This window comes from Mycolicibacter senuensis (genome assembly GCF_003284925.1).
GTDB lineage: Bacteria > Actinomycetota > Actinomycetes > Mycobacteriales > Mycobacteriaceae > Mycobacterium > Mycobacterium algericum_A.
Map to the genome: position 1 here is coordinate 1 of NZ_QMEX01000229.1, position 3,368 is coordinate 3,368.

General features: G+C 72.0%; 5 protein-coding genes. All 5 read left to right on the forward strand.

Annotated elements, in window-relative coordinates; translation table 11 throughout:
• The first annotated feature begins 185 nt into the window (after positions 1-185).
• Positions 186-1,223, forward strand: coding sequence for an HAD-IIA family hydrolase (locus DQP56_RS23235; protein WP_112689405.1), 1,038 nt, complete (start codon positions 186-188; stop codon positions 1,221-1,223).
• A gap of 38 nt (positions 1,224-1,261) precedes the next feature.
• Positions 1,262-1,447 (forward strand): hypothetical protein, encoded by a 186-nt coding sequence (locus DQP56_RS23240; protein WP_112689399.1) that lies wholly within the window; start codon positions 1,262-1,264, stop codon positions 1,445-1,447.
• A gap of 8 nt (positions 1,448-1,455) precedes the next feature.
• Positions 1,456-2,262 (forward strand): TlyA family RNA methyltransferase, encoded by an 807-nt coding sequence (locus DQP56_RS23245; protein WP_112689401.1) that lies wholly within the window; start codon positions 1,456-1,458, stop codon positions 2,260-2,262.
• Positions 2,259-3,191 carry an NAD kinase gene (locus DQP56_RS23250; protein WP_112689403.1) on the forward strand — a complete coding sequence of 311 codons (933 nt, stop codon included), beginning with the start codon at positions 2,259-2,261 and terminating at the stop codon, positions 3,189-3,191. The genes DQP56_RS23245 and DQP56_RS23250 overlap by 4 nt, the downstream gene beginning before the upstream one ends.
• A 15-nt stretch (positions 3,192-3,206) precedes the next feature.
• Positions 3,207-3,368: AAA family ATPase (locus DQP56_RS23255; RefSeq protein WP_133259018.1), on the forward strand; the 162-nt coding region annotated here is incomplete at its 3' end.

Genomic DNA, 3,368 nt, shown 5'->3' on the forward strand with positions numbered 1-3,368 from the left:
AGCAGGCGCTGACGGTGCTCTCGACCCCGGCAGTCGATCCCGACCGCACCGGGTCGACGGTGGCGCGGCTGCATTATGCGCGTGCCGAGACGCTGGTGGCGCTGGGCCGCGAGTCCGAGGCGGTGGAGTGGTTCCTGCGGGCCGCCGCCGCCGACGTCGACGGGGTCACCGACGTCGAGGACCGAATCGCCGAGCTCGGTGGCAGCGCGGCCCTGGCAGACGAATACGACTGTCTGCTGCTGGATCTCGACGGCACGGTGTTCCGCGGCGGTGAGCCTACCGTCGGCGCCGTCGAGACCCTCGCAGAGCTGCCGAGCCGCGCCCTGTTCATCACCAACAATTCCTCGCGTGGCGCCGACGAGGTCGCGGCACACCTGAACCAGCTGGGCTTCACCGCCGCCGCCGAGGATGTCGCCACCAGCGCCCAGATCGCCGCGCACCTGCTGGCCGAGCAGCTTCCCGCCGGATCCCGAGTCCTGGTGGTGGGTACCGAATCGCTGGCCGCTGAGATCGCCGCCGCCGGGCTGGAACCGGTGCGGCTGGCCTCCGATGAGCCGGCGGCGGTGGTGCAGGGGCTGTCCACCGAGACCGGCTGGGCGCAGCTGGCCGAGGCGGCGCTGGCGATCAGGGCCGGCGCCATGTGGATGACCACCAACGTCGACAAGACGCTGCCGTCGGAACGCGGTCTGCTGCCCGGCAACGGCTCGTTGGTGGCCGCCCTGCGAGCCGCGACCGACGCCGAACCGCAGGTGGCCGGCAAACCCGGTCCGGCGCTGCTCACCGAGGCGCTGACCCGCGGCGAGTTCTACGCGCCGCTGGTGGTCGGTGACCGGCTGGATACCGACATCGCCGCCGCCAACGCCGCCGCGCTGCCCAGCCTGATGGTGCTGACCGGCGTCAACTCGGCGCGCGACGCGGTCGGCGCGGTCGCCGAGCAGCGGCCCACCTACATCGGCCACGACCTGCGGGCCCTGCATCGCGACGCCGACGAGCTGGCGATCGGTCCGCAGCCGCAATGGCAGATCAGCGTGGCGGGCACGACGCTCACCGTGGCCGCGGCACAGCCCGAGGAAGACGGCGCTGATGGCCTGTCGATCGTGCGGGCCCTGGCCGGCGCGGTCGCCGAGGCCGATCTGGCCGGGCGTCCGTTCACCGTCGAGTCCGCCGATGACACCGCCGCGCAGGCCCTGCAACACTGGTCCTTGCTCGGCAGCTGGCCCTGACGGGGCCCGGCCGGCATGGACTAGCGTTGGTGGCACCCATGAACAGTGAGATTGATGACGTCCGGGAACGCATCGCGGCCTTGCTGGCCGAGCTGCCCGGGGAAGCCGAGCTGGCCGAACTACCGGCTCACAGTGATCTCGGTGATCTCCAGGCCTTGGCGCAGCGGCTCGAAGAGGCCCACGAGGTGTTGGTCGCCGCGCTGGAGTCGGTGGAGAAGGGCTGAGGGCAGCGATGTCGCGGCGCGCGCGTGTTGACGCCGAACTGGTCCGGCGCGGACTGGCGCGCTCCCGCCAGCAGGCCGCCGAATTGATCGGCGCCGGCAAGGTCACCATCGACGGCATCCCCGCCGTGAAACCGGCGACCGCCGTGACGCTCTCGGCGGCCCTGGCCGTCGCGGACGATGGCGAACGTGGCTGGGTGTCGCGCGGGGCGCACAAGCTGATCGGCGCGCTGGACACCTTCGGGATCGACGTCGCCGACCGGCAATGCCTGGACGCGGGCGCCTCGACCGGCGGGTTCACCGAAGTGTTGCTGGACCGCGGTGCGGCCCGGGTCGTCGCCGTCGATGTCGGCTACGGCCAGTTGGCCTGGTCGCTGCGCACCGATCCGCGCGTCGTGGTGGTCGAACGCACCAATGTCCGCGGGCTGACGCCGCAGCTGATCGGTGGGCTCGCCGAGCTGATCGTCGCCGACCTGTCGTTCATCTCGCTGGCCACCGTGTTACCCGCGCTGGCTGGCTGCGCGTCACCCGACGCCGATATGGTTCCGATGGTGAAGCCGCAGTTCGAGGTGGGACGAGCGCAGGTGGGCGCCGGCGGGGTGGTGTCGGACCCGCGGCTGCGGGCCGACGCGGTGCTGTCGGTGGCGCACCACGCGGCCGAGCTCGGCTGGGGCACCGTCGCGGTCACCGCCAGTCCGCTGCCCGGGCCGTCGGGCAACGTCGAGTACTTTCTGCACCTGCGCGCCGCCGCCGCACCACTGAGCGGTGACGCGCTGGATGCAGCTGTCCACGATGCCGTCGCGAAGGGACCCCAGTGAATAGCGGGAACGGCGAGCGCACCGTCCTGTTGGTGGTGCACACCGGGCGGGAAGAGGCCACCGACACCGCCCGCCGTGTCGAGAAGGTGTTGGGCGACCACGGCATCACGCTGCGGGTGCTGACCGCCGAGGCCGTCGACAAGGGCTCGCTGCACCTGGCTCCCGACGACATGCGCGAGCTCGGAGTCGAGATCGACGTGGTGGACCCGGACAACCGGGCCGCCGAGGGCTGCGAGCTGGTGCTGGTGCTCGGCGGCGACGGCAGCTTCCTGCGGGCCGCCGAGCTGGCCCACACCGCCGACATCCCGGTGCTGGGGGTCAACCTCGGCCGGATCGGGTTCCTGGCCGAGGCCGAGGCCGACCACATCGACGGGGTCCTCGACCACGTCATCGCCCGCGATTACCGAGTCGAGGACCGGATGACGCTCGACGTCGTGGTGCGCGCCGACGGGGAGATCGTCGACCGCGGATGGGCGCTCAACGAGGCCAGCATGGAGAAGGGTCCCCGGCTGGGGGTCCTCGGTGTCGTCGTCGAGGTGGACGGCCGGCCGGTGTCGACTTTCGGCTGCGACGGCGTGCTGGTGTCGACGCCGACCGGGTCCACCGCCTACGCGTTCTCCGCGGGCGGGCCGGTGCTCTGGCCCGACCTGGACGCAATCCTGGTGGTGCCCAACAACGCTCACGCGCTGTTCGCCCGGCCGATGGTGACCAGCCCCAACTCGACGATCGCGATCGAGGTGGAAAGCGACGGCCACAACGCGCTGGTGTTCTGCGACGGCCGCCGCAAGATGTTGGTGCCGGCCGGCGGACGGCTCGAGGTGCAGCGCGGCGGCAAGCCGGTCAAGTGGGCGCGGCTGGGCAGCTCCCCGTTCACCGACCGGCTGGTGCGCAAATTCCGGCTGCCGGTGACCGGCTGGCGGGGACAGTGACGACGGTGCCGGCCGTTGCTTACTGAGATCCGCATCGAGTCGCTGGGCGCGATCCAGGCGGCGACCGCCGAATTCGACCGCGGCCTGACCGTGCTCACCGGGGAGACCGGCACCGGCAAGACGATGGTCGTCACCGGCCTGCACCTGCTCGGCGGTGCGCGCGCCGACGCCAACCGG